The organism is Micromonospora sp. NPDC048830, from assembly GCF_043198215.1.
Lineage (GTDB): Bacteria > Actinomycetota > Actinomycetes > Mycobacteriales > Micromonosporaceae > Micromonospora.
The window spans coordinates 1-23,609 of sequence record NZ_JBICUP010000069.1 but is presented as its reverse complement, the minus strand read 5'-3'; the positions used below and the strand labels follow the sequence as shown (position 1 = coordinate 23,609).

Annotated in this window: 22 protein-coding genes and 1 pseudogene; 9 read left to right on the top strand and 14 right to left on the bottom strand. The window is 66.7% G+C overall.

All coding sequences use genetic code 11. The features are described 5' to 3' along the window. Positions 1-236 (bottom strand): annotated as a pseudogene (locus ACGFIZ_RS32065) (hypothetical protein); the annotation flags it as partial. Positions 237-754: 518 nt separating this feature from the next. Beyond that, positions 755-1,021 (bottom strand): hypothetical protein, encoded by a 267-nt coding sequence (locus ACGFIZ_RS32060; protein ID WP_393426417.1) that lies wholly within the window; start codon positions 1,019-1,021, stop codon positions 755-757. A 10-nt stretch (positions 1,022-1,031) separates the two neighbouring features. On the opposite strand from ACGFIZ_RS32060, the gene ACGFIZ_RS32055 reads away from it, so the two are divergent. Together ACGFIZ_RS32055 and ACGFIZ_RS32050 are read left to right on the top strand one after the other, a co-directional pair. Beyond that, positions 1,032-1,265, top strand: a complete 234-nt coding sequence (locus ACGFIZ_RS32055) for a Scr1 family TA system antitoxin-like transcriptional regulator (protein WP_393426414.1) — start codon at positions 1,032-1,034, stop codon at positions 1,263-1,265. Continuing rightward, a complete protein-coding gene (locus ACGFIZ_RS32050; protein ID WP_393426411.1) occupies positions 1,252-1,452 on the top strand; it encodes a DUF397 domain-containing protein in 201 nt (66 codons plus the stop codon). Before ACGFIZ_RS32055 ends, ACGFIZ_RS32050 begins: the two co-directional genes overlap by 14 nt. Before the next feature lie 178 nt (positions 1,453-1,630). On the opposite strand, the gene ACGFIZ_RS32045 is transcribed toward ACGFIZ_RS32050, so the two are convergent. The 6 genes from ACGFIZ_RS32045 to fxlM form a co-directional block, all read right to left on the bottom strand. Then, positions 1,631-2,413 carry a phosphotransferase gene (locus tag ACGFIZ_RS32045; protein ID WP_393426408.1) on the bottom strand — a complete coding sequence of 261 codons (783 nt, stop codon included), beginning with the start codon at positions 2,411-2,413 and terminating at the stop codon, positions 1,631-1,633. A gap of 92 nt (positions 2,414-2,505) precedes the next feature. After that, positions 2,506-3,606, bottom strand: coding sequence for a thiopeptide-type bacteriocin biosynthesis protein (locus tag ACGFIZ_RS32040; protein ID WP_393426405.1), 1,101 nt, complete (start codon positions 3,604-3,606; stop codon positions 2,506-2,508). Continuing rightward, positions 3,588-4,829 carry a lanthionine synthetase C family protein gene (locus tag ACGFIZ_RS32035; RefSeq protein WP_393426402.1) on the bottom strand — a complete coding sequence of 414 codons (1,242 nt, stop codon included), beginning with the start codon at positions 4,827-4,829 and terminating at the stop codon, positions 3,588-3,590. Before ACGFIZ_RS32035 ends, ACGFIZ_RS32040 begins: the two co-directional genes overlap by 19 nt. Beyond that, the gene (locus ACGFIZ_RS32030) at positions 4,826-7,906 is read right to left on the bottom strand and encodes a lantibiotic dehydratase (RefSeq protein ID WP_393426399.1); all 3,081 of its coding nucleotides are present in this window, start codon (positions 7,904-7,906) and stop codon (positions 4,826-4,828) included. Before ACGFIZ_RS32030 ends, ACGFIZ_RS32035 begins: the two co-directional genes overlap by 4 nt. A 62-nt stretch (positions 7,907-7,968) precedes the next feature. Next, on the bottom strand, positions 7,969-8,145 hold the full coding sequence (locus ACGFIZ_RS32025) for an FxLD family lanthipeptide (protein ID WP_393426396.1): 177 nt from the start codon (positions 8,143-8,145) through the stop codon (positions 7,969-7,971). A gap of 59 nt (positions 8,146-8,204) precedes the next feature. Continuing rightward, a complete protein-coding gene (gene fxlM, locus ACGFIZ_RS32020; RefSeq protein ID WP_393426393.1) occupies positions 8,205-9,425 on the bottom strand; it encodes a methyltransferase, FxLD system in 1,221 nt (406 codons plus the stop codon). Positions 9,426-9,959: 534 nt separating this feature from the next. On the opposite strand from fxlM, the gene ACGFIZ_RS32015 reads away from it, so the two are divergent. The 5 genes from ACGFIZ_RS32015 (at position 9,960) to ACGFIZ_RS31995 (ending at position 17,755) form a co-directional block, all read left to right on the top strand. Continuing rightward, the gene (locus ACGFIZ_RS32015) at positions 9,960-11,225 is read left to right on the top strand and encodes a transcriptional regulator (protein ID WP_393426390.1); all 1,266 of its coding nucleotides are present in this window, start codon (positions 9,960-9,962) and stop codon (positions 11,223-11,225) included. A 2-nt stretch (positions 11,226-11,227) separates the two neighbouring features. After that, positions 11,228-11,935 carry an SDR family oxidoreductase gene (locus ACGFIZ_RS32010; RefSeq protein WP_393426387.1) on the top strand — a complete coding sequence of 236 codons (708 nt, stop codon included), beginning with the start codon at positions 11,228-11,230 and terminating at the stop codon, positions 11,933-11,935. 441 nt (positions 11,936-12,376) lie between these two features. Then, on the top strand, positions 12,377-14,986 hold the full coding sequence (locus tag ACGFIZ_RS32005; protein ID WP_393426384.1) for a type I restriction-modification enzyme R subunit C-terminal domain-containing protein: 2,610 nt from the start codon (positions 12,377-12,379) through the stop codon (positions 14,984-14,986). After that, complete coding sequence (locus ACGFIZ_RS32000; protein WP_393426381.1) at positions 14,983-16,254, top strand: restriction endonuclease subunit S; 1,272 nt, start codon at positions 14,983-14,985, stop codon at positions 16,252-16,254. The genes ACGFIZ_RS32005 and ACGFIZ_RS32000 overlap by 4 nt, the downstream gene beginning before the upstream one ends. After that, positions 16,247-17,755, top strand: coding sequence for an N-6 DNA methylase (locus tag ACGFIZ_RS31995; RefSeq protein WP_393426379.1), 1,509 nt, complete (start codon positions 16,247-16,249; stop codon positions 17,753-17,755). Before ACGFIZ_RS32000 ends, ACGFIZ_RS31995 begins: the two co-directional genes overlap by 8 nt. A 5-nt stretch (positions 17,756-17,760) precedes the next feature. Here the strand turns inward: ACGFIZ_RS31995 and ACGFIZ_RS31990 are convergent, their stop codons facing one another. Genes ACGFIZ_RS31990 through ACGFIZ_RS31975 form a run of 4 tightly spaced genes read right to left on the bottom strand, consistent with a single transcriptional unit; the run spans position 17,761 to position 20,438 of the window. After that, positions 17,761-19,242 carry a ThiF family adenylyltransferase gene (locus ACGFIZ_RS31990; RefSeq protein WP_393426377.1) on the bottom strand — a complete coding sequence of 494 codons (1,482 nt, stop codon included), beginning with the start codon at positions 19,240-19,242 and terminating at the stop codon, positions 17,761-17,763. After that, entirely contained in the window at positions 19,232-19,723 is a 492-nt protein-coding gene (locus ACGFIZ_RS31985; protein ID WP_393426375.1) for a hypothetical protein, read from the bottom strand. Before ACGFIZ_RS31985 ends, ACGFIZ_RS31990 begins: the two co-directional genes overlap by 11 nt. Continuing rightward, positions 19,720-20,160, bottom strand: coding sequence for a hypothetical protein (locus ACGFIZ_RS31980; RefSeq protein WP_393426373.1), 441 nt, complete (start codon positions 20,158-20,160; stop codon positions 19,720-19,722). The genes ACGFIZ_RS31985 and ACGFIZ_RS31980 overlap by 4 nt, the downstream gene beginning before the upstream one ends. Before the next feature lie 5 nt (positions 20,161-20,165). Further along, positions 20,166-20,438 carry a hypothetical protein gene (locus ACGFIZ_RS31975; protein WP_393426371.1) on the bottom strand — a complete coding sequence of 91 codons (273 nt, stop codon included), beginning with the start codon at positions 20,436-20,438 and terminating at the stop codon, positions 20,166-20,168. Between the two features lie 193 nt (positions 20,439-20,631). Between ACGFIZ_RS31975 and ACGFIZ_RS31970 the strand changes: the two genes are divergently transcribed. Next, a complete protein-coding gene (locus ACGFIZ_RS31970; protein ID WP_366604444.1) occupies positions 20,632-20,997 on the top strand; it encodes a helix-turn-helix transcriptional regulator in 366 nt (121 codons plus the stop codon). Between the two features lie 4 nt (positions 20,998-21,001). Further along, entirely contained in the window at positions 21,002-21,580 is a 579-nt protein-coding gene (locus ACGFIZ_RS31965) for an ImmA/IrrE family metallo-endopeptidase (protein WP_393426369.1), read from the top strand. A 91-nt stretch (positions 21,581-21,671) separates the two neighbouring features. On the opposite strand, the gene ACGFIZ_RS31960 is transcribed toward ACGFIZ_RS31965, so the two are convergent. Both ACGFIZ_RS31960 and ACGFIZ_RS31955 read right to left on the bottom strand, forming a co-directional pair. Further along, complete coding sequence (locus tag ACGFIZ_RS31960) at positions 21,672-22,670, bottom strand: hypothetical protein (protein ID WP_393426366.1); 999 nt, start codon at positions 22,668-22,670, stop codon at positions 21,672-21,674. Between the two features lie 315 nt (positions 22,671-22,985). Then, a partial coding sequence (locus tag ACGFIZ_RS31955) for a transposase (protein WP_393426363.1) occupies positions 22,986-23,609 on the bottom strand: 624 nt, incomplete at its 5' end.

Genomic DNA, 23,609 nt, shown 5'->3' with positions numbered 1-23,609 from the left:
CCTTTCGGATCCAGGTAAGCCATCGGACCCAGGAACCTCCCTTCGAGTTCCTCCCGGCTGCGCCGGGGATACAACCAGGCGCCTCGTGGCGCACCACCGCGTTCCAGCTTTCCAATGTACGAGCCGTCAATCTGCGTGCGTCGCTTCTGGTTCTCCCAGATCCATGCGTTGACCGCGTCGGCAACCTCTTGCCGCGACATCACCCGCCCCGAGCCCGTTGGAGAGCGCATGGCCATCCGTGCGCGCCGCATCAAGTTGTTCGGAACGCGTGGAGCCTTCGTGTGAGCGCCCGGTACGCCCGCCACGGCGGCCCTCGTCGTTGCCATTACGCGGTTCACTATCGGTGCCTCTCGAAATAGAGCGTTTGCAAGAATCTTGGGTTGCTATGGCCTGACGTCGGCTCGGTTGTTACGGCGGTGCCGCCTGCCTCCACGGCACAGCCTGCGTGAGCTAAGGTCGTTTTGGTCCGGCCCCTCATCGCCGTCGCCCTCTGCCGCCGACGCGAACCACGAGGCCGGCTCAGTGCTCGCCGGGGTCGAATCGGCGCGGCGGACCCCCGAGGCGCCTGGTCGACGGCGTGGAAGGCGTCCGTACCGCATGAATGTGGAGCCGGCCCTCTGACGGCCGGAGCACGGTTCAGCCTCACCGCATGTCACGCACCGGCCGCTTGGCCGGACTGCCAGGTGGCGTTCAAGCTCTGCCTGTGCTCGCTCGACTTCCTCCAGCGCCGCGCTGGCCAGGTAGGTCGTGCTCATCAGGACGACCTCGGGGGCGAGGTGACGCGGACCGCGCGTATGCGGACAAGCGCGGGTCGAGGGTTTTGGCCGAGCTGCGTGCCGTCTGCACGCAGCGTCAGACCTTCCACGTTGAGCCACTCATCGTCGTTCACTCGGACCCGATCACCGACACAGGTGACTCGCAAGGTCAGGCGGCCGATTCCGTACATGTAGTCCTGCTCGCTGACTTCGATCACGTCGCCGAGCCTCGGAATCGTCGAGGTCGCCGCGCTGCCCAACGTCACCGTGCAGGTCTTGACGCTTGCCGCCGGTGCCCACCTCGCCGTGCACGGCGGCTTCGACGTCCTGACGTTCTCCGATGGTGACCCGCCCCTTGGCTACATCGAAACCCTGGCGGGAGAATTGTTCCTGGAGTCGCCCGAGGAGATCCGGCGGCTCACGGGCGTGTTCGAGCACCTGCTCTCCCTGGCGCTGTCGCCCAGGGAGTCCACCCGATTGATTCAGGAGAAGAAGGATGGACTCGGTTAAGTGGTTCAAATCCAGCCGATCCGGCAACAACGGTGCGTGCGTGGAGGTTGCTCGGCTGGGTGAGGACGCTATCGGGGTCAGGGACACCAAGGCGCGAGGCCAGGGGCCAATCCTGACGTTTACGCAGGCTGAGTGGGCCGCGTTCATCTGCGGCGCGAAGCTCGGGGAGTTCGACTTGACGGACTGACCCTGTTGGGCGCCCTGCCGAGCTGGGCGCCCACTGCCGCTACAAGTCGTTAGCGGCACATGCACGCATGACGTACTGGTGCGCAGAACGGACATTGCTTACTCGCCCCAATCGCACTGATCGTCTGGTACGCCCATCGAGCGGGCGTCAGGGTGGGAGGGAGGCAGTAGGTTACGCACTACTCGGACTCCCGCCCAGCCACCGTTGGCCGTCCCAAGAGTGCAGCTGCCCGGCGACGAAGTGGCTCGGCGAGCTGGCGGTTTATCCCCTGCTCAGCGGCGTGCAGGAGTTCTGTGATCACGGCCAGCTCGGCGTATCGGCCCGCGGGGTTGGCGAGTAGGTGGGCCAGTTCGCGCCGGACACGGTTGGCCACATCGGGTGTGAGCAGGCTGTAGCTGTGCAGCATCGCGGCGTCGTACCCGGCTGGCGCGAGTCCCCAGCCCTCCCAATCGAGGATTCGAAGGTCGGGGGCACAGAGGTTCGCGAAGTGGAAGTCGCCGTGAGCGGTAGTCCACGGAAGCGCGGCGAAGTCGGTCGTTGGGATGCCGAGGTAGCGCGGCATCGCCCACGCGAGGAATCCCGGTTGTATGGTCACGCGGGTCGCATCGATCGTGGCTATGGCCTCCAGCGCCGCGCGAACTGCCGTCCACCACTCGGCCGGCACGCTCGGCGGGGCGGTGATGACGGCGTGGACGGCGACGGTGTCGGCGTTGACGTACTCGTGCAGTTCGCTCCGGTACGCCCACGTTAGGTCGGACCAGTCGTGCCAGCGCCAGAGCTGCGGCCGTGGGATCGACGGCGGAAGAGACTCCTGGGCTTCGATAGCGCCGTTCCAGTACGTGTCGATGATCTGGTCCACCGGAGCGGTTGCCACCCGCAACCATGCCAGGCCGTCGGGTGCGGTGACGGACCTTCCCAGCGTGCGACCGTTCCAGCCCCACGCCTCCGTGCCTCCGGTCATTGGGTCAAGGTGAAGGGCCGCGCACGCGCGGGCGTGCGCTGCCCGCATACGCAGGACGACGGCGGGATCGGAGGGCTCCGGCCACATCGAGATCAACCCCTGCTCACGGCATTGCCGTCCACGGAGGAATCCAGCATGGTGACGGTTGCCGCGTGAGCGAGAACGGCCTGCACCATGGTGGTGAGGCCGACCCGGTTCCAGTGGAAAATCACGTGGTGGGCCAGTACGTCACGAAGCCCTCGGTGTAGGACGCCGGTGCGCGCGAGGCCGCGGAGTGCCACCCCGGTCTCGCTCATCGCGGCGAACCAGGGCCGCACGGGGGCGAGCGGGTCCTGACCGTTGCTCGACACAGCGATTCGCTCGGTGTCGAGCGTGAGGAGCCGATGTACCTGACCAGCCATGCTGAGCAGCCGGCTGCCGGGAGCCTTCGTCGCCAGGGGGCGCATTCGAGTCACCCGATGCCAGACGTCTGCTTGCTCGTGCCAGTCCTGGCCTGCGGCGCGGAGCAGCGTGGTGCAGAGCAGCACGGAAAGCTCTCGGCGGCCGAGCAGCGGGGATTGCGGATTTCGCGGGGAGCCGACGTGCCTGAGGTACGCCAGGGCGTTGGCGCTGTCGGCGTGGAAGAGGCGGTGAGCCGCCTCCATGCCTTCGGGACCGCCGAACACGCAGCTCTCGGGCTCGTAGATGCCGGATGACCAGGCGACAACAAACCGCTTCGACGCCAGCTCATCGAGCATCTGCGTGACGAACGCTCGCAACTGCCGCTGGGACTCATCGGGGCGGAGCCGCAGTCGCCAGTGCGGAGTCTTGCGGATGTACCACCACGACGTGACGACTCCCGAGTCTTCGGCCTGGCGGAGCCGCGGCGCGATCCGCGTCGCAACGGTGCGCTCGGCGGTGTACCGATCGGGGAACTCGATCTCGACCTGGTGCCAGTTGGCGGCGGCCCGATCCGAGGTGAGGGCAGCCCGCCCTGCGGCCTGGTAGCGCTCGGCCAGCTCGATCAGTTCGGCAACCGGGACCGAGGCGCGGGCGGCGGCGAGCGGTGCTGGCGTCCCGGCCAGGAACGCCAGCACCGCTGGCTCCAGCGCCGGAGGGATTGTCAGCGCTCCGCTCGACGGTTGAGCTGCCGGCGGCCGGTCGTCCTGGGAGGATTCGATGCCGGGCGCGGGGTTCAGGTGATCAGCAGACATGCGTCCCATCCGGACGTTGGTGGAGCGCCACGTGCGATCGCGCACATCGCAAGAGCGACGCCGGCCCGGCCTTCGAGCAACCCATCGCCGGAGTCCGCCGTCGCCTCGGCGTGATGGAGCAGTTGATCGATGACGCCCGGCAGGAGACTGGAGATCGTCGAATCTGCGGCGTCTGTGGCCGTTCGCCACGCGGTCAGCGCGAGGCCGGCCCAGCCGTGGCAGAGGCTGGTGTCGCTGATGCGTCGAAGCTGGCCTGGATGAGTCAGGCAGGAAACCAGCGCGTTTTCCGCGAGCCGCCGACGGTCAGGATCGTTCAGGGCGATTCCGGCTAGCTGCTGTGCGCGGGCCACGCCCGGGGTGCCGTAGCACCAGGATGGCCGCAGCGGGCCGGGCTGCGCTGGGCGGCCGGTACGACGTTCCTGGTGGGTGATCCATTGGGGCCACCAGGTTCCGTTGTCGTCGTGCTGCCGCCACCTGTCCAGCCAGGCGTTGATGCGCTCGATGGCGTCGAGGTGCCCTTCGACGACGACGCCGTGCCGCTTGGCGAGAGCGAGTAGGGCCAGCGGCCCGGTGATGCCGTGGGCAAGGCCGAAGTTGGCGTGGCCTCCCGGGAAGGCGGTGGAGATCCTCGCGTGGGGATCCTGTTCGGTCCACCAGCCAGGAACGACCTCGCCGTCGTGGTGCAGCGGTTCGGTGAGCCGTACGAGATAGGCCAGGATGCGCCCGAGGGCTTCATCGTTCGGGGCGTGCCGGAGGAGGTGGGCGCCGATGCCGGTCAGTCCGGAGATGATGTCGTACTCCGCCATCCGCGGCAGCTCGGCGCGGGCGATGCGGTCGAGCGCCTGGTCGATCCGGCGGTGCGCCAGCGCGGTGACTGCCCGATGCAGTGCGTGCTGCGCGTTGTCATAGCGGCCGGCTTGGTCGGCGGTGGCGGCGTGGAGCGCGAACGCCACGGCAGGTGCGCCACGGTACAGGCTGCTCTCGATAGTGGCGAGCACGTCGCCATGGGCGGCGGCGCGTAGCCAGCGGTGCGCGGTGGTCCACGCACCGGTCCCGGTTAGGGCTTGCTCGATGTGTAACAGCGCGATCCCGGCTGCCCCGTCGGCCAGCGACTGGGCCTGTTCCAGTTGGTCTCGTGGCGTGGGTGGTACCGCGAGACGGTCGGCGACGGCCGTCACGGCGATGCCGATCCGAGTGGCTGAGGTGGTCCCGGCAGGGTTCATCGGGCCTCCGCGAGGTGAAGCGCGGACCAGCGCAGGGCTGCGGCGCGGGTCAGCTTGCGGATCAGACGTTCGCGGTCAGGGTTGACGCCGTGCAAGCGGATGCAGTGCAGGTGCAGCAGGGACGGCACGACGGACCAGGGGTCGCGTTGCGCGGCGACACGATCGCGGTACGACTCCAAGGCGACTCGGCGATGCTGCCACGCGTCAAGGACCGAGCCGGCGTTCACGCTGGAGCGCAGCGCCGACCATTCCTCTGCTGGGTCGGCCAGGCGTACGGCCTGGTGGTGCGTTGCTCGTGCGGACGGGGCGGTTTCCTTGGGCAGGTGGGTCGTGAGCCACGTCATCGCGGTGGCGGTCTCGCCGGCGAAGGCCATGACGATGCCGACGAGACTCGCCGCCGCCAGCGCGTCCAGCGGTACCGAGTCCGCGGCGGCAGCGTTCAGCTCAGTAACCGCCGCGCTGGAGTCGGTGGCGAAGACCTGCTCGGCGGCAGCCATCGCGGTGCCGTGACCGTACCTGCCGGTCTCCGGGTGGTAGGTGTCCAGTTGAAGCCGGCCGAGACGCCGTCCCCGTTGTAGCCGAGCAGCCCAGGCGCCGACCCGCGCGGCGGCGGGGCCGTAGGCGTCGGCATCGGGTAGTCGGATCCGTAGCCGCAGGTGTGGGTCCGGGTCGCGGTACGGCAGGTACCACCATTCGGCGGGGCCGTCCCAGGTCGCGAGCAGATCCGGTACGTCGTGCACGAGGTCGACGATCCGATCGGCGGACGTGTACAGCTTCGCGTACAGCCAGGGGGAGGCGCCCGGCAGGTGCCCGTCGTCGTGCTGCACGGTCCGGACACGGGCCAGAGATGGAGCCGTCGCCGCCTGTGCCGTGCGGGTCAACGGGATGACGATCTCGTGTGCGTGACCGTCGAGCCACCCGTACGCGTCGACGGATGGGGCTTCATCGAGCCGGGCATGGCCGTGACGGTCGAGGTGTGCGCGCAGCAGCTCCTGGTGCAGGTCCTCGGTCAGGTCCAGCGGCAGGAGGTTGTCCGCCTCCACCAGGTACACCCGGTCGGGCAAGCGAAACCGTTGCCGCCATTCGGCCAGCGCCTCCCGCCACTGCTGCCGAAGCACGTCCGCTGGTGGGAGGTCACCGGCAGCGATGTTCCACCGAGCCGGGGCGAGCACCGTGCGCCGATACCGGAGGCGGGGTAGGAACGGCAGCGCCGCCGCCGCGCCCCAGGAGAACGGCATGTAGACCGCCGCGCAGGCTCGGGGCAGTTCGCACAGAAAGCGCGCCAGGGGATGGCTGAAGAAGCGGAACTCCACGGCGTTGAGCACCGTGGGCTCGATCAGCAGCCGGTGACGTAGCGACACCAGGAACAGCCCCTCGGCGTCACCTCCGACGGCCACGTCCTCGACCCGGATAACTTGATCGCCGTCCGAGCACTCGCCCGCCGAGAGTACCATCGGCAGCATCGACGGGGCGCAGGCGAGATGATCAGACGATGCCTGTAGCGGCGGGAACGACAACTGAACCGGTACCGCACCCGCGCGCATGGTCGCGACAGTCGAGTAAGCGTCCCGGAAACAGTCCCGGTCGGCGGCGTCGAGCAGATGCAGGAAGCGACCGATCGTCGCCCCGGCGGCGCGAGCCGCGCCGCTGACGACCAGCCCATACCGGTCTTCACCCAGCGCGGTTGTGTCGGTGGCGTGGATCTGCAAGAACAGCTCGACGTGTGGCGGCGCCTGCACCGGCGGTTGGTCGGGGCCGGCGAGGTCAGTGAGGGTGCGCTCGTCGAGCGACAACTCGTCACCGCCGCCCATCGTCGCCTGCTGGGCCAGTCGTAACAGGTTCCGGTCCCGCTCGGTCAGCGGCGCGGCCGGAACGGTCCGGTCCGATCCTCGGTAGGTGGCGGGAAAGCCCAGCCCGATCTTCGGGTTGACCACGTCCATCAACGGCACCACGGCACCAGGGCCGTAGCGTTCGAGGAAAGCGGCGTGGTACTCCTGCCAGGCGGGGAGTCCACGCGGGTACGGGGTCAGCCGGGTCAGCGCCGCCGCGGCCTCGCGGGCGTGTTTGACGAGTGTGTCGGGCAGCGTGATGGTGGCGTCGAGCCTCAAATCCACGGCGGCCGGCTGGTTTACGCCGACACGCACCGCGTTCATCTGCTCCACGAGTGTGCGGTGGAGCCCACCGCTCGGGGCGGTCGAGCCGTGGCGGCTGCTTCGGATCTGATCTCCGATGGTCATCAACGCCTGGACGGTGTCAGTCAGCTCCGGAATCGCTTCCGCCTCGACGGTTGTGAGCTGCGCCAGGACATGCGCGAGGCCGTCAGCGGCGGTCATCGGTGGCCGCAACGCCGTCAGCAGCAATCCGGTCCGCACCAGCCGCGCGATTGCCGCCTCGGCGACCGATGCCGAACAGCTCGGAAAGTCAGTGCACAGCTTCGTGATCAGGTCAGCGACGACGATGGGCCTACGCGCGTAGGTCGTGACGGCTGCGACAGCAGCGGTGAGACGGACCGACACATCAACGGGAGCCGGCGCGTCACCAGGTCGGCCCTGGGCGGCGGGAGGCCGCGCGAACGGCACGATTACGCGATCCTCGCGTACCTCGGCCAGGTCGTTGAGCATGACCGGCAGCCGGCGCAGCAGCGCCGGGCATTCCTGAAGCAGAGCGATCACGCCAGCGAGCCACGCACCGTCGGCTCGTAGTACGGGCTGGTGTAGCTGCCCCCACCGCACAGCCGGCTTCCCGCACAGCGAGGCATGAGCAACCCCGGCGAAGAGCGCGAACGGGGTGCTTCGACCGGTCAGCCGCAGCAGGTACCGAACCGTCGATGCCACGGTCCGTCGGAGCTGACGTACGTCATGACACTGCCCCGCGCGGATCCGCTCGACCTGATCGGCCAGCGTCGGGCTCGCGGCGGTGATGGCGGCGGCGAGTTCTTGACGGCTCCACACCGCAGTAAGCCAGTCACTGACGTGCTCGGGGTGGATATCGCCGGTCAGGGCCGGCCAAGGGGGAAGGTCGAAGGTGACGGGATGGGTCGACGCGCGGATCAGCAGTGCGTCGAGTACCTGGAACACCAGTGCCTCCGCATGGTGGTGGTGGGTCCGGCGCCGTGGGCGCCGGACCCACGGGAAGGGGGTTACGACTTGCAGCTCGTGCAGGCCGACGCGCAGGTTCCGCCGCAGTTGTCGCTGGTGCTGCGCAGCAGCTCGGGAATGACCGGGCCGGACTCGATGATGCTGATGTCGAGGTCGAACAGGTCGTCGGCGCCGGTTTCGGGCGCGGTGGCCAGCGCGGTCACGATCGTGGTGGACATGACGTGGGGTTCCTCCCTGTGTTCGGTGACGGTGGGACGCCTGGGCCTGCTGTCGCGGGTCAGGGCCAGGAGATCGTGACGGTGGTGTGCCGCTTGGGGATGAGCCGTGCTGCTGGCTGTTCAGCGGCGGGCACCGACGCGGGGTAGATGCTGATGCGTGCGGCCGGTCCGTGGCGGTGCTCGCGATCCCACACCCGAATCTGCTCGACCAGCGCGTCGGCGAGGCTGACCGCGTCCGGACCGTGGCCGTAGACGCCGAACTCGTAGGTCTGCTCCTGCGGGTCGACTTCACGGAAAGCGACGTACGCGAATCCGCTGTCGCTCAGCAGCGTGGGAGTGGCGATCGGTGAGGCCGGATCGACCAGTTCGCGGGCCGCATCGGTGCGTGCCCGGCTGAGAAGGCAGAACCGGTCCAGGCTGGTCGCAAGCCAGAGGAACAGCCCGTCGAACGGTTCCATACCGCCGAACATGACTCCTGACCACTTCTCCACCCGGGGCTGGCGCAGTGCCGTGCGCAACGCCTCGGCGTCAACCCGCTGGTCATCGTCGAACCGGAGGCCGACGTCCTCGCCGTGCAACGTCACCAGTCGCTCGGCGTGCGCCCCGGCGCCCTGCACCGCGACGAAGCCGGCCATCTCGTGCTCGACACTGACGAGGTGGTCGCCATCGCGGACCAGCGCCAGCGAGCGGCTCAACCCCCGCATCCGCAACGGCACGACGATCCGGCCGTCGTCCGAGAGTTGGTCGAACCAGGCTGGCGGTACGTCCCAGACGCCGACCGTGACGATGATCCGGTCGTACGGTGCGTGCTGCGGTACGCCGCCCTCGGCGTCGGCGAGAACCACGTTGACCCGTCCGTAGCCGGCGGTGTCCAGGAACCGGCGGGCCCGATCGGTCACGTCGGCGTCGATGTCCACCGTGGCGACCTCGCCATCCGGCCCGACCAGTTCCGCCAGCAGAGCTGCGTTGTAGCCACCGGAACCGATCTCCAGGCATCGCATTCCCGGCCTGATCTGCGCTTGCTCCAGCATGACCGCCTGCAACCACGGCGCGGAGACCGAGCTGATCGTGACTCCGTGCTCGTCACGCTTCGTCCGGACGATGTCATTCGCGTACGCCTGCTCCAGCGTTGCCTCGGGGGCGAACAGATGCCGGGGCACAGCACGGAAGGCAGCCGCCACCTCCGGCGATGTGATCGACCCTGCAGTCAGGAGTTCCTCGACCAGCGCCTGACGTAGGGCGTCGGCCCGTGCCGAATCAGCGGCAGTGGCAGTTACCACGATGATCCTCTCGTATCCGCAATGCTGCGTTCACAGAAAGTTACGACCCTAGTCCGAACTCACGTACGACTGGAGCCGGTGCCATGCGCCCGCTCGACCGTCATCGTCGGCGGCGCGGCGGCACACTCGTCCGTCCGGCTTTCAGCAGTCGCCGGGGCCATAGATGTCCTCCCTGGTGCACTCGGCCGAAACAGGCTTGTCGACGCCGCGCCAACGACGCTCAGCCACCGATCGAGGTGGGAAGGCCGACCCTGCGCCGCAGCCTCCCGCACTTTCGGTGATTTCTCCGTCACCCGATCCGGCAACCACAGCCAACCGCGCCATCACGCGGTTGAACAGGTCCGGGGCGTAGTCTCGCTGTTGTCTCTCGCCGGACCTCCGTCCTTGATCTTCAGCGGACCTGCAGGCGCGCACTACAGTGCTTACGCATCGAGGAGGTCAGCGATGGCGTCGCAGCTACCGGCATCCGACCGGGACCGGCTCATCCACCCGCTCAGCGTCGTGCGCGCTGCGAGAGGCTGGACGTACCAGGACGTGGTCGACGTCATCGCGAAGCGCAGCCGGAACATGGCCGCCCGACGGGAAAAGGCGTGGCGGTGGGAGCACTGGGGTGTGGTCCCCGACATGGAAAGCCAGCTCGCTCTCGCCGCAGAACTCGGAGTTCCGCAAGATCGCGTACGGCAGGCGCCATGGCCCCAGTGGCTCCCCGACGGTGACCCGATTCCGACCTCGTTCGGATGGACTCAGCCGGGTGGACTACAGGCACTCGTCAACGCATTGGAGTACGCGCACGTGGACCGACGTGCCTTCATGAAGATCACAGGCGTGCCGCTGGCCGGCATCGCCGAAGCGTGGCTGACCATCGAACCCCAAGAGCTAGTCGCCGTCCTGCGCGGTGGCCAGGTCACCACCGACCTGGTCGAACGGATGGAGGAGGGCCTTCCGCGGCTGCGGTACCTGGAAGCAACCCGAGGCGGTGACCGAGCCCGCACCCTCATCCACGCCGAACTCGGCATGGTGGTGGACGTCCTCGACCGATCCGCCTACACGACCGCGGTGGGTCGACGACTGTACGCCCTGGCGGCCGAACTCGGCCGGATGGCCGGCTGGGCGTCGTTCGACGCTGGCCTGCACGCGGCGGCGCAGCGCTACTGGCTCGCCGCGCTACACGCCGCACACGCCGCCGACGACCGCCTGCTGGGAGCCAACATCCTCAAATCGATGAGCCTGCAGTGCTACGACTTCGACCGGCCCCGAGAGGCGTTGGAGCTGGCACGCAGCGCCCACGAAGGCGCGAAAGGGGTCACCCCACGCGCCGCCGCGATGCTGGCGCTACGGGAGGCAAGGGCTCACGCAGCGATCGGCGACGCCGCGGCCTGCGAACGTCTACTCAAACAGGCCGACGCCGAGTTCGATCGCGTCGCGTCGACCGATGCGGAACCCGCCTTCCTCGGGTACTTCGACGAATCCGAGTTCAACGCCCAGGTCGGGACCTGCTACCTGGATCTCGGACGGCCCCGAGAAGCCGACACGTACCTCAGTCGTACGCTGCGGCTGGCCCCAGCCACCAAGGTGCGGGATCGGGCCACGTACGTGATCCGGCGCGCGTCGGCGCAGGCACACCTCGGGGACGCCGACCACGCCGCGTCCCTTGTTGCGGAGGCGATACCGCTGATCCGTGAGGCGCCTTCGGAACGGAACATGCGCCGCGTCGTTCGAGCACGGCAACGGCTCCCGTTCGCCAAGACCGACCCGCGCGCTCGCGCGCTCGACGACCAGCTCGCCACCCTGGGGGCCTGATAATGGTTGATGACACCAAGGTAGCCGTGGTGACCGGCGCCAACCGTGGGCTTGGCGCCGCCATCGCTCGCGGGCTGGCCGAGCACGGCTTGCACGTGGTGCTGGCCGGCCGTAACGAGTATTCCGTCGACCGCGTGGTGTCCGAACTGACGAAGGACGGGTTAGCCGCGAGCGGCCACCAGCTCGACGTCAACGACCCGGCCAGCGTGGCCCGCGCCTTCGCCGACACCGCCAAGCGACACGGCCGGCTGGACGTGCTGGTGAACAACGCCGGTATCGCGATCGACCGGGGCCAGGTCGCGGCGAGCCCCGACTTCGAGCGGGTCCGCAGCGCCCTGGACACCAACCTGCTGGGCGCGTGGCGCTGCTGCGCCGCCGCCGTGCCGGAGATGAAGAAGAACGGCTACGGCCGCATCGTCAACATCAGCAGCCACCTCGGGTCGCTGGCCACCATGGGCGACACGAACGTGTCCTACCGCGTGTCCAAGGCGGCTCTGAACGCGCTAACCAGGGTCCTCGCGGCCGAACTGGCGGGCACCGGCATTCTGGTCAACGCATGCTCACCCGGACGCATGAACACCCGAATGGCGTACGGCGAGACCGACCGGACGCCGGAGGAAGGCGCCGACACACCGGTGTGGCTCGCAACCCTGCCACCAGAAGGCCCGACCGGCGGTCTGTTCGCCGATCGTATGCCGATCAGCTGGTGAAAGGGACTACCAGCCGCGCCACCGAGGTCGCCAGAGCCTTCCAGGCTGCGGGATTGCCGCTGGTCTCGATCCGATGGCGGTACCGGCCGTTCTACCACCAGCCGCTGTTTCAAGCACACGCCACGAGGTGTCCGAACGCCGAACGCCTTGCCACGAACACCGTCCAACTGCTTCGGCCGCGGGCTTGCTCGGTAGCCACAAAGTTTGAGCGGGGTGTCCGATATACCCCTCCGGTCGGTCACAGGGAGGATGCGGACGGTGCGTATGATCGACTAGCCTCTACTAGCTGTGGGGGCAATGGCTGATGATTTTCGGCTTCAGGCGGAGCAGCGAGCCCGGGTCTTGATCGACCGACAGCTTCGAGATGCAGGCTGGGTCGTGCAAGACCGCTCCGAGGTCAATCTCTTCGCGGGCGCCGGTGTGGCTGTTCGTGAGGTGGTAATGGCGAAGGGTCATGGCCGGGTCGACTATCTGCTGTATGTCGACCAGCGGGTTGTGGGGGTGATCGAGGCCAAGCCGGAAGGGACCCCGCTATCAGGGGTGGAGTGGCAGTCGGCCATGTACGCCGAAGGCCTACCGCCCGCAGTACGGCTCAAGGCGCTGACCCGCGACGGACGGCTGCCGTTCGTGTTCGAGGCCAGCGGCTCGGAAACCCATTTCACCAACGGCTACGACCCACAGCCCCGCGCACGGCGGATCTTCGCCTTCCCGCAGCCCGGCACCCTGGCCAGGATCGTCCGTAGCGCGGATGCCGATCCTAAGCGGCCGACGTGGCGGGCGAGGGTCCGTCACTTGCCACCGCTGGACATCGCTCCACTGCGCCCCGCGCAGATCACGGCGATCGAGGGCATCGAGCGCTCGTTGGCCGAGCAGCGGTTCGATCGGTCGCTGGTGCAGATGGCCACCGGTGCCGGCAAGACCTACACGGCCGTGACCGAGTGCTACCGGCTACTCAAGCACGCCGGGTTCACACGAGTGTTGTTCCTGGTGGACCGCAACAACCTGGCCGACCAGACCCTGGCCGAGTTCCAGAACTACCGCACCCCGGGCGACGGGCGGCGGTTCACCGAGCTGTACAACGTCGACAAGCTGACAAGCGCCGGCATGCTGGGCAGCTCCAGCGTGGTGATCTCCACCATCCAGCGGGTCTACAAGGTGCTGGCCGGCGACACCGCGCCCGAGGGCGACGACCCGGGCCTCGACGGGTACGTGCCGGACGCCCCGGTCACGGTGGTCTACAACGCGGGCATGCCGCCGGAGACGTTCGACCTGGTGATCGTGGACGAGGCGCACCGGTCCATCTACGGGGTGTGGCGCGGCGTGCTGGAGTACTTCGACGCACACATCGTCGGCCTGACTGCCACCCCCGGCAAGCAGACCTTCGGCTTCTTCCGGCAGAACCTGGTGTCGGAGTACACCTACCCGCAGTCGGTGGCCGACAACGTCAACGTCGACTTCGACCTGTACCGGATCAAGACCCAGATCAGCAGCCAGGGCTCGAAGATCGACGCCGGCACCGTCGTGCCGAAGGTCGACCGCCGCACCCGCGTCCAGCGCTTAGAAACCCTGGACGAGGACCTGGAGTACACGCACAAGCAACTCGACCGGGCCGTCACCGCCACCTCGCAGATCCGCCTGGTGCTGGAAACGTTCCGTGACAAGCTTTTCGCCGAGATCTTCCCCGGCCGGTCCACCGTCCCCAAGACGCTGATCTTCTGCAAGGACGACGCCCACGCCGAGGAGGTCGTCACCACGGTCCGTGAGGTGTTCGGCAAGGGCAACGACTTCGCCGCGAAGATCACCTACAGCGCTCGCGACCCCAAGGGACAACTCCAGGCGTTCCGCACCTCGGCCAGCCTGCGCATCGCGGTGACCGTCGACATGATCGCCACCGGCACCGACGTCAAACCGCTGGAATGCGTATTCTTCATGCGCGACGTCCGCTCCGCGGCGTATTTCGAACAGATGAAAGGCCGGGGCGCCCGCACCATCGCCCCGGCCGACTTCCAGGCCGTCACCCCGGACGCCGCGCAGAAGACCCGGTTCGTAATCGTCGACGCCGTCGGCGTCACCGAACACGACTTCGTCGACCCACCCTTGAACCGGGACAAGGGAGTCTCGCTCAAGCAGCTCCTCGACAAGGCCGCCACCCTCACCCTCACCGAGGCCGAAACCGCCACCCTCGCCTCCCGGCTCGCCGCCCAGGAACTGCAACTCACCCCCGATGAGCGCACCGAACTCGACACCGTCGCCGGCGGCTCCGTGCGCGACATCGTCCGCGGCCTGGTCGACGCCGTCGACCCCGACACCCAAGCCCGCGCCACCGCCGACGCCGCCGATCCCACAGCGGCCGTCCAAGCCCTGCTCGACACCGCGGTACGGCCCATCGCAGCCAACCTGCAGCTACGCCAGCGGATCCTGGAGCTACGCCGCACCCACGACCGGATCATCGACGAGGTCAGCGTTGACGTGCTCGAAGACGCCTACGGCGTGGTCGACACCTCCCGCGCCCGGTCGATCGTCGAGTCCTGGCGGGCGTACCTCGAGGAGCACCGCGACGAGATCACCGCGATCCAACTGCTGGCCGAGGCGCGCGAGCGGCGGATCTCCTTCGCCGACATCAAGGAACTCGCCGAGCGCATCCAGCGCCCACCCCGCAACTGGACCATCGACCTCATCTGGGCCGCCCACGAAGCCATCGAGGCTGACCTCGTCCGGCACAGCGACCGGCACACCCTCACCGACCTGGTGTCGCTGATCCGGTACACGATCGGGCAAGATAACGAACTCGTGCCCTACGCGGAGAGGATCCGCCAGCGGTACGCCGGCTGGCTGCGCCAGCAGGAGCAGGCCGGGGTGACGTTCACCGAGACGGAGAGGTGGTGGCTGGACCGCATGGTCGAAGTGATCGCCGCGTCGGCGGGCATCAGCCCTGACGACCTGGACAACGCCCCCTTCGCCGAACGCGGCGGCATCGACGGTGTCATCCGTGACCTCGGCCCCCGTGCGGCCACCCTCATTGAACAGCTCAACACGGAGCTGACCGCATGACGCGACTACCGGATGGGTGGCGCTGGGCAACGTTGGGTGAAATCGCCGACGTTGTCGGCGGCGTGACCAAGGACAGCAAGCTCCAAAGCCGCCCAGATCTGGTTGAGGTGCCCTATCTTCGGGTGGCCAACGTTCAGCGCGGTCGGATTGATCTTTCCAACGTCGCTACCATCCGCGTTCCGCCCCAGAAGGCCGCTCAACTCGAACTGCAACCAGGCGACGTCCTCCTTAACGAAGGTGGCGATCGAGACAAGCTCGGGCGCGGGTGGGTCTGGCAGGGACAAATCCCGCGCTGCATTCACCAGAACCACGTTTTTAGGGCGCGGATCAAAGGTGGACTGCTTCATCCGAAGCTCCTCGCCTGGTATGCCAACGAGGTAGCGCACAAATGGTTCGAGCTAAACGGCAAACAAAGCGTGAATCTGGCATCGATCAGCCTGTCCAAGATCCGGACCTTTCCGGTGCCGATACCAACCGTTGAAGAACAGCGGCGGATCGTCGATATCCTCGAAGACCACCTCTCGCGGCTCAACGCAGCCGACAACTACCTTGCCGCCGCATCGGCACGATGTAAAGCGATGGCGACTTCAGCATTGATGGTGGATGAGACAGTAGTTTCATCCCCAAATATTGCGTTGCGAAGTCTGCTCGCAGCACCATTATCGAATGGTCGTTCGGTGCCAACGAGTGACGGCGGCTTTCCCGTGCTACGCCTTACAGCTCTCAAGCGTGATCGAGTTGACCTGAGCGAGCGCAAGACAGGCGCGTGGACCATCAACGAGGCGCGGCCATTCCTGGTGCGCCAAGGCGACTTTATGGTGGCCCGCGGCAACGGTAGCCTACGGCTTGTTGGCCGCGGCGCTTTGGTGCGTGACCAGCCAGACCCGGTTGCGTACCCGGATACGCTGATCCGCCTACGCGTCGACCAAAGTCGCGTACGGCCTGACTTTCTCTCAGCCGTGTGGAATTCCCCACTCGTTCGGCGGCAGATCGAGTCAATGGCCCGGACGACTGCCGGGATCTACAAGGTAAATCAGAAGCACCTGGAGAGCATCGTCCTACCCGTACCCAGCCGCGATCGACAATCCCAGGTGTGTGCCCGATTGGATCAAATCAAGCTTGCGCAGGAGCAGTTGACCCAAGGTCTCACCGTATCGGCAATGCGGTCTACCTTCCTGCGCCGGGCGTTGCTTGACGCCGCGTTCTCCGGCCGGTTAACGGGGCGGGCGAGTGACATGAACATGGTTGAGGAGATGGCCGGTGTCTGACGCGCGACGCTTGGTCGACAAGCTGTGGTCGTACTGCAATGTGCTGCGCGACGACGGGATCGGCACGATCGAATACACCGAACAGCTCACGTACCTGCTGTTCCTCAAGATGGCGCACGAGCGCGAGACCCGGCCCCTGAGGCCGGAGCGAATTGTGCCGACGCACTGCTCGTGGCAGCGGCTGCTTGACGCCGAGGGCGACGACCTGGAGGTCACCTACCGACACATCCTCGAAGACCTGGCACGCCAGCCTGGAACGCTCGGCACGATCTACCGCAAGGCACAGAATCGCATCCAGGACCCGGCCAAGCTCAAGCGGCTGATTGTCGACCTGATCGACAAGGAGAACTGGTCGGCCGCCGGCACCGACATCAAGGGCGACGCCTACGAAGAACTCCTCTCCAAGGGCGCGGAGGACATCAAGTCCGGCGCCGGGCAGTACTTCACCCCGCGAGCGGTGATCCAGGCGATGGTCGACTGCATCCAGCCGACCGTCCGCGACAGCGTGATCGACCCGGCCGCCGGCACCGGCGGGTTCCTGCTCGCCGCGCACGAGTACGCCTCCCGCCACGCCGAGACCCTGACGCCGACCGAGCGGGCCCACCTGCGCGATACCTTCGTCCACGGCGTCGAGTTGGTCGATGGCACGGCCCGGCTCGCCGCGATGAACCTGCTGCTGCACGGCATCGGCACCCCGAATGGCGAAAGCCTTATCGAGGTCAAGGACACGCTGATCGCCGACCCGGGCCAGCGGTACTCAGTCGTGCTGTCCAACCCGCCGTTCGGCCGCAAGTCGTCCCTCACGATGGTCGGCGCGGACGGCCGGGAGGCCCGCGAGGAGCGGGAGATCGAGCGGCAGGACTTTGTCGTCACCACCGCCAATAAGCAGCTCAACTTCCTCCAGCACATCGCCACGATCCTCGACATCAACGGCCGGGCCGCCGTCGTCCTGCCCGACAACGTGCTGTTCGAAGGTGGGGCGGGGGAGACCCTGCGGCGGCGGCTGCTGCGCGACTTCGATCTGCACACCATGCTGCGTCTGCCCACCGGGATCTTCTACGCCCAGGGCGTCAAGGCCAACGTTCTGTTTTTCGACAAGAAGCCCGCCGCCGAGCGACCGTGGACCGACCGGCTCTGGATCTACGACCTGCGCACCAACCAGCACTTCACCCTCAAACAGAACCCGTTACGCCGCCGCCACCTCGACGACTTCGTCGCCTGCTACCTGGCGGGCAAGTCCCGCTCGGAGCGCGTGGAGACGGAACGGTTCAAGTCCTTCACATACGACGATCTGCTCGCCCGCGACAAGGTCAACCTCGACATCACGTGGCTGCGCGACGAGTCCTTGGAGGACATGGAGAACCTCCCGGCACCCGAGATCATCGCCCGAGAGATCGTCGAAGACCTCACCGCGGCCCTGGCCGAATTCGAGGCTGTCGCTGCCGCGTTGGAAGCCACCGCCACGGCCGACCGCAAGCCGTCCTCAGGGCCGTTAGTTTGAGATGCTCACCGCGTGAGGATGTTCTTGGCGCGTTGACTACGTACCAGTCGGATGACGTCGGAATTGGTCTGGCAGTGACAGTCTGAGCGCGGTCGACGATCGTCGACCATGTCGGGCCGGGGACCGTACAGTGTGTCGTACTCGATCTGGCGGATCGGGACAGGGGTGCCTTTGGGGTGGGTGCGGGCGATCAGCGCACCGACCATGAGGCTCGCGGCTTGCTGAGCGACGAATGCTGCCGACGGCTGATAGCTGTCGTCTGCGGCAGTGGTCAGGCCCATGACACGGCCGAGGCCGCACACGGGTTTTCCGAGGTGTTGTTCGAGCAACCGACGGACCTGGCGGGGTAGGCCGCGCAGGTCGTCCTCAGTGAGGGCTTGGTCGCCTCGGGCGATGCGCGCCAGTGGTAGCCCGGTAGCTTGGTGGAGGCGCTGCTCAGCAGTCAGGGTCGTCGTGCTGGCGGGGAAGTAGCAGCGCATACATGGACCGCTGGGTAGGGCTTCGTGCAGGCTGACCGTGGTGCCGGCGCGTCCACCGGTGCCGCCATCAAGGACAAGGTCCGCGTAGATGCGTTGGAGGTCGTGGCGTGCCGGGATGTTGTCGACGGCGCCGAGCACTATCTGCGGCACAGGCTCGTGGCCCGCGTCAATGTAGGCGATGAAGTCGTCAATCGTCCCGTGAACGCGGCGAATGTTCATATGTTGAAGTGCTGCTTCGACGATGTCGACCTTGGGGAGTCGGGCGGCGGCGTCTTGACCGGTTCCGAGGCTGTAGGTGATCACGTTCGGCGGTTCGAAAATCTGGCGGTCGACGACGGTCATCTCTCCGGTTGCTTCTAGCGCACGAAGGATGAGCGCGACGGCAGTGCCGATCGCACCTGCGCCGATGAGCGCGAGGCGCTCGACGTGAAGGTGCTGGGGAGCCTGCTCATGCGGTGAGAAGAGTGTGACTGGGCAAAAGTCGAGCGCATCGATGCGGCGGTGTGATCCTGGTCGGAGCGCGGTGACCGTCTTGAAGATTTCGCCGGTGAGCATGGCGGCGGTCAGGACGGAGCCGAGGCCGCTGCCGGCGTACCGCAACTTCGGAAACGGGTATCCGGACCGCCGGATATGCGTGCCGTGTCCGTCGGGGACGCCGCTGAGGTGCGCAGCAGCATGGTCGACACCGACCTGCACGTGAAGCGCGTCCGGCGGTGCAGCGCCAACCTTAATCGGGCGTTCCGGGTCGATACCGGCGGCGATGCTTGCGACCTGGTCTAGGAGGTCGTCACTCAGGCGCCCGGACCCGTGACCGGGGTCGAGACTGAGTTGGATAGGCAAGCGCCTCAGGTCTGCGACAAGGACGCGGAGACACGTGCTGCTGCCGGGCACAGTGAGGTCCACGGAGATGTGGACCTGGGACGCTTCGATCCGTCCGCGAAGGCTTTCCGGTTCACCGCCGGTAGCGGTCGCGGCGAGCAGGAGACTGCGGCTGTAGTCAGTTGGCACGTACACCATCTCCGTCGAAGACAACACTGTCGGTACAAGCCGCCGGGTCGCATCGCGGCGCTTCAGTCGGCGTCCAGTCCGACGTGAAAGTCCACCAGCGCCACCGACCGAGGTCCTCGGGTGGGTTGCCGAACATGGGAACAACCGCGCTATGGAAGCCCTTCACTCGCAGGCCACCCTCGCGGTCGGTTTGGGACAGGAACGCTTCTTTCGCGTGCGAGTGAACCATCGCGCGAACTTGCAGCTCGTTGTCCTCGGCCCAGGTGAAGATTGCATCGAAGGCGGGCCTGGTGATGCAGAACAACCCGTGCTTGCGGACGATTCCGGTCGTGCCGGCGACCGCGACGAGGCTCACCGTCGAGTCGCCGGGCTTTGTGAGCAGGAGGCCACCGGTCTCGACGCCGGCTCGGCCGTACCGGCGGATATCGGCGCAAAGGCGGGTGACGGCTGGCATTGGCACGATGAGGTTGGGCTGGCTCATGCTGCTCGTGCCCCCCCGACTCGGTTGATGTCCTCGACGAGGTTCTCGACGACGAAGAGGAACGGATTGCCGGTGTTGCGCCAGGCGTGCGGGCCGGTCGCCCATTCCACGTGGAGGGCCTGCCCCTCGGCAGTGAAGGGCTTGCAGATGTCGTTCGGGGCGCGGTATCCACTCGCTGCGGGCCAGCCCCTGGCATCGCTGGTCGGCTGGCCGATCGCGGGAGCGAACAGTAGCGATGGTGGTCGGTGGGGATAGACCGTCCAGAAGATCCGTGCGACGAACTGGGTACTGCCTGGGGCGGTGGGTTGGATGACAGCCCAGTAAAGACCTGCGGGGTCTTCGGCTCGGTGTACGAGCCGCCCGCCGTTGGAGTGCAGGAGTTCCTCCACCGGCGGGACGTCCCGTGCGAGAGTGATCGTGCTCTCGATATCCAACACCGGGGTCAGCTCGCGCCCTGGATCGTCTCGGTGCGCAGCTTGAGGTGCAGAGCATGCGCGTGGCCCGCGATCTCTCCGACCGTCTTGTCGACGGGGACCTCGTCGCCGTCGTGCTTGAGGTAGTACCGGGTGGTCCCGTCAGCGGTTACGCCGAAGGCCGTCAGGGAGTCTCCCAGCACGGTGCCGAGCGTGACCGAGCCGGCGTACTCGCGCTGGTACGGCCGTTCAGCGGTTGCGAACGTGACCGTGATCTTGATGTCGTCGGGCTTGTTGGGCATGGTTGCTCTCTTTCGCACAGTGGATCTTGGTGCCGGAGGGCGGGCAGACTGCACCCAGACCTCTCGGTGCGCTGCGATTGCTACATCGCAACGCGTGCCGGAGTTGCAAGTTGACCTTCTCACGGAGATGTCGATGTTGCAAGCGGTTTCACTCGTGCAATGATGGGATGATTGACCAGATGAGGGAGACGGGATGAGCGATGAGCCTGAGAAGGGCCGCTTCGACGCCGCAGCGTTCTACGCGGCGCTGGACCGGACCCGGGCGGAGCGAGGGCTGCGCTGGAAGCAGGTGGGGGACGAGGCCAAGGTGAGTCCGTCAACGCTGACCCGGCTGGCCCAAGGACGCCGACCGGATGTTGACAGCTTGGCCGCCCTGGTGGATTGGGCCGGGCTGAGCGCGGACGACTTCGTTCGTCGGACGCAGCCAAGGCAGGAAACACACGGCACACTCGCTGGCGTTTCGACCTATCTGCGCGCAGACAAGAACCTTGACGACCGCAAGGCCGAGGCGATCGAGAAGGTCATCGAGGTCATGTATCGCCAGATGACGGAGGGCTGAGCTGATGGCGGGCAAGCTACGTAGAGGCTTCCATCGCGAGGCGAACGAGACTGCCGAGTCCATCCGAGCTGAGCTTGGACTCGGAAACTTCGACCCACTGGACCCGTGGAAGCTAGCTGCGCACCTGGACATCGAGATCCGGAAACTTAGCGACATCGCGATTGAAGAGCCGGCGGTGTCGTGCCTGCTGGAGGAGGACGACAGGTCGCTCAGTGCCGCGACCGTGTTCAGGGGCTCGAAGCGGCGCATCGTCGTGAATGACGCGCACGGGCTGCCTCGACAATGCTCAAGTATCTGCCATGAACTCGCACACGGTCTGCTTCTACATACCCCCGCCATAGCGTTCAACGCCAGCGGCTGCCGTCACTGGGACCAGGAGATGGAGGACGAGGCGGACTGCCTAGGCGGGAAGCTACTGCTCACGGACCAAGCCGCACGAGGTCTCGTTACGCGGAACGTCCCAGCGGACGCCGCCCAACGCCGCTACGGCATCAGCCCAGAGATGCTCCGGTACCGCCTCAACATGAGCGGTGCCCAAAGGCTGCGGCAGAGCAAAAATCGCCAGCCTACGGGCCACCGTTGATTGTCGGCCGCTACCCTGACATCCGGCTATAGGGCGAAGCGTGCGAGCGTGAGCCGCGCTGGGAACGGCGGTGAAGCATGACTTGTCCGGCTTAGGCTGTTCGCAATCGAGCCTCTGGCGCAAGAACCGATGCTGTCTCGATCTGGGTCGATGTTCCGCCTGAGATGACGATACCGGCAGCACTGGTCTCGGTCTTGAGGAGTTCGGGCTGCGCCAGGCTTTTCAATGCCGCCACGACGTCTAGGACAGGAAACTCACGCCGATCGGCGAGATACCGCGCAACAGTGCGGGCAGCGGGTCGGGGAAGTTCCGCGTCCTTGGGCAGCTTGGCGTCGGCGTTGAGGAACGCCATCACTACCTCCCAGGCAAGGTAGAAGGTTTCGACGAACTTGCCGTCGTATGGAAGTGGACATACGACAAGGTTTCGCTTGTCGTCCCTCACTACTTTGTCGGACTTCCCCTGATTGGCGGGAACGATGCCAATCCTAAGTCCCCGATCGCCCTGAAGTGCTCCAGGATTAATCTTGACCGTGGTTCCGACCCAACGGTCCGCGTCAGGGCATCCGAGGAATAGATCTGCGCGCCACAACCCGCTGATGCTGTGTGGCAGAAGAGATCCTTGGCCCTTCCGGCGAAAGGCGGCGGAGGCTGCGGCAAGGTGACGCTTCAGCTTTACGGGGCGTCCACGAGAGCCTGAAAGCAGTGACGACTCGTCTGTCAGAAGAGCGGCGGCGGTGTCGATAAGTTGCTGAGATCCCGCCTTTTCTGCTCCGAAGAGGATTGAGCCAACCTCTTCACCCGGAACATTACACAGAGCAAGCGCGTCGTACACCCGTTCCGAGACGCTCGCTTCACCTCGACTAACGGCGTCATGCGCTGCGTATTCGAAGCAGATGCCGGTGTCACCATCACCTGGACGGCGAAGGCGAGAAAGCATCTTCAGCTTCAGGCCCTCCCGGCCCCCTGCCTCCTCTACCACATCGGCCTTCAACGAGTAAAGAATACCGATGAGAATGGGGCGCACCACTGCTGTGACAGCCGATACTTCGTCTGCCACCGGGTTGAGCTGCTGCTCAGTGCGGATCTCCATGTCAGCACACTAGCGACCAAAGTCGATCAAGAAACGACTGCCTGCCATGAGTGGATTGGGAGTTGGAGTTGGCTTTTTGCGACGCTTGACTACTGCCATGAGCCATGTTCTCCCGCCGCCGCGCGCCGCGATGATCCACGTAGAGCGGGCACGGTAGATGCTGTCGCCGAGCTGTTGGATAGAGGCGTTTGCCAGTGTCGGCAGCAGTACCGACGGCGCAACCACGCGCGCCGGGCGACGGCAATGAAATTTGGCGTAGCGAGTGCTGGATACAGGCGGCATTAAGTCCGGATGCAGTATCCGGGCTCTTCGAAATTAAGCGGGGTTGAGGTGTCCGCGGTGGCGTCGGGTGGTGGCGGTGCGGGTGCGTAGTCGTTGGTTGTCGGGGTTGCGGAAGCCGTAGGCGTCGCGGGCGATCGTCTTGATGACGCGGTTGGTGCCTTCGGAGCCGGCGTTGGTGATGCCGGTGGTCAGGAACGCGTGGATGTGCGGCCACCAGGTCTCGATGGTGGTGGCGAGGCGGTGGAGTTCGGGCAGGTCAGAGGCGGCGCAGCGGGCGTAGAAGCGGTGCAGCAGCCGGTGGACGTGTTCCCGGTTCGGCTGGGTGCGGGCGACGGCGAGCAGGTCGAGCAGGTCCTCTTTCGCGTTCCACGCGGTCAGGATCGGAACACCGAGTGCCGCCGGGAGGGCGTCGAGGGTGTCGACGAGGCGGTCGACGTGTTTGCCGCTCATGCGGGCGGCCGAGCGGGTCAGCCGGTTACGCATCCGCCATTCCGGGTCGCTGCCGCGACCGCGGCGTCCCCGCTGGGTCACGGTCATGCGGCGGCGGACCTCGGTGACCGCCCGGTTGGCCAGGTGGAGTCGGACCGGGGCGCGGTGCCAGCGTTTCGGCTGGTCCGTTTCCCCGGCCCGCTCCCCGAACCGGACGTGCGAGTTGGC

Excerpts from the sequence above, each read along its gene's own strand:
- ACGFIZ_RS31960 (WP_393426366.1), bottom strand. The coding sequence starts at position 22,670 with ATGGAGATCCGCACTGAGCAGCAGCTCAACCCGGTGGCAGACGAAGTA.
- ACGFIZ_RS31975 (WP_393426371.1), bottom strand. The coding sequence starts at position 20,438 with ATGCCCAACAAGCCCGACGACATCAAGATCACGGTCACGTTCGCAACC.
- ACGFIZ_RS32050 (WP_393426411.1), top strand. The coding sequence starts at position 1,252 with ATGGACTCGGTTAAGTGGTTCAAATCCAGCCGATCCGGCAACAACGGT.
- ACGFIZ_RS32000 (WP_393426381.1), top strand. The coding sequence starts at position 14,983 with ATGACGCGACTACCGGATGGGTGGCGCTGGGCAACGTTGGGTGAAATC.
- ACGFIZ_RS31985 (WP_393426375.1), bottom strand. The coding sequence starts at position 19,723 with ATGAGCCAGCCCAACCTCATCGTGCCAATGCCAGCCGTCACCCGCCTT.
- ACGFIZ_RS32010 (WP_393426387.1), top strand. The coding sequence starts at position 11,228 with ATGGTTGATGACACCAAGGTAGCCGTGGTGACCGGCGCCAACCGTGGG.
- ACGFIZ_RS31965 (WP_393426369.1), top strand. The coding sequence starts at position 21,002 with ATGGCGGGCAAGCTACGTAGAGGCTTCCATCGCGAGGCGAACGAGACT.
- ACGFIZ_RS31970 (WP_366604444.1), top strand. The coding sequence starts at position 20,632 with ATGAGCGATGAGCCTGAGAAGGGCCGCTTCGACGCCGCAGCGTTCTAC.
- ACGFIZ_RS32025 (WP_393426396.1), bottom strand. The coding sequence starts at position 8,145 with ATGTCCACCACGATCGTGACCGCGCTGGCCACCGCGCCCGAAACCGGC.
- ACGFIZ_RS32045 (WP_393426408.1), bottom strand. The coding sequence starts at position 2,413 with ATGACCGGAGGCACGGAGGCGTGGGGCTGGAACGGTCGCACGCTGGGA.
- ACGFIZ_RS32040 (WP_393426405.1), bottom strand. The coding sequence starts at position 3,606 with ATGTCTGCTGATCACCTGAACCCCGCGCCCGGCATCGAATCCTCCCAG.
- ACGFIZ_RS32035 (WP_393426402.1), bottom strand. The coding sequence starts at position 4,829 with ATGAACCCTGCCGGGACCACCTCAGCCACTCGGATCGGCATCGCCGTG.
- ACGFIZ_RS32005 (WP_393426384.1), top strand. The coding sequence starts at position 12,377 with ATGGCGAAGGGTCATGGCCGGGTCGACTATCTGCTGTATGTCGACCAG.